A 770-nucleotide genomic window follows, 5' to 3' on the forward strand; every position below is an offset into this window, starting at 1 on the left:
CTTTGTTGCGTTGCTCCAAGTCTTTCACAATCTGATCATGGCTACGAAGATTCCCACTACCAACAAAGGGCTCATCTGGAAATTGGCGATATTTACTGACCCAACTGCTCAATGTCTTCGCTGGAATGTTCAATTCGCTTGCAATATCCGGAATCGATTTACTATGTTGTTGAATGTACTTAACCGTTTCCTCTTTGAACTTTTCATTGTACCGTTGGCGGAATTCACTCATCTCGGACACCTCGTAATTTGGATAGGTCTATTATCTAATTTCCCAATTCGTTGTGTCCACTGTTAAGTCTAATTGCAATAAGACTGAAAAACAGCCTTATCTGCCTCAAGCTGGCGCCTTGCCAGCCAATCCCCACCTGTATGAACGTTTTTCAGCCTTAAAGTTGTGATTTTCCTCCGACTTCGTCCCATAAGGCTGAAAAACAGCCTTATCCGCCTCAAGCTGGCGCCTTGCCAGCCAATCCCCACCTGTATGAACGTTTTTCAGCCTTAAAGTGCTGCTTTGCCTCCGACTTTCACCCATAAGGCTGAAAAACAGCCCTATCTGCCTCAATTTGGCGCCTTTTGCCAGCCAGAACCCCACCTGTAAGGACGTTTTTCGGCCTTAAAGTTGTGATTTACCTCCGACTTTCACCCATAAGGCAATAGCTTTGCATTGAAGCTTACATGTGCGAACTAGGCCCCATCCCTATCTCGAAGCAAATAGATCCAGAACCTAAAAGAGGTTGAATTGGATACTTTGCCTTGACTTCGATTAT

Annotated in this window: 1 protein-coding gene; it reads right to left on the minus strand. The window is 44.8% G+C overall.

Going from position 1 to position 770, the window contains the following annotated elements; genetic code table 11:
- Positions 1-232: transposase (locus tag HQN90_RS38080; protein WP_173227994.1), on the minus strand; the 232-nt coding region annotated here is incomplete at its 3' end.
- Positions 233-770: the final 538 nt, after the last annotated feature.

It is taken from the genome of Paenibacillus alba (assembly GCF_013204855.1).
Classification (GTDB): Bacteria; Bacillota; Bacilli; order Paenibacillales; family NBRC-103111; genus Paenibacillus_E; species Paenibacillus_E alba.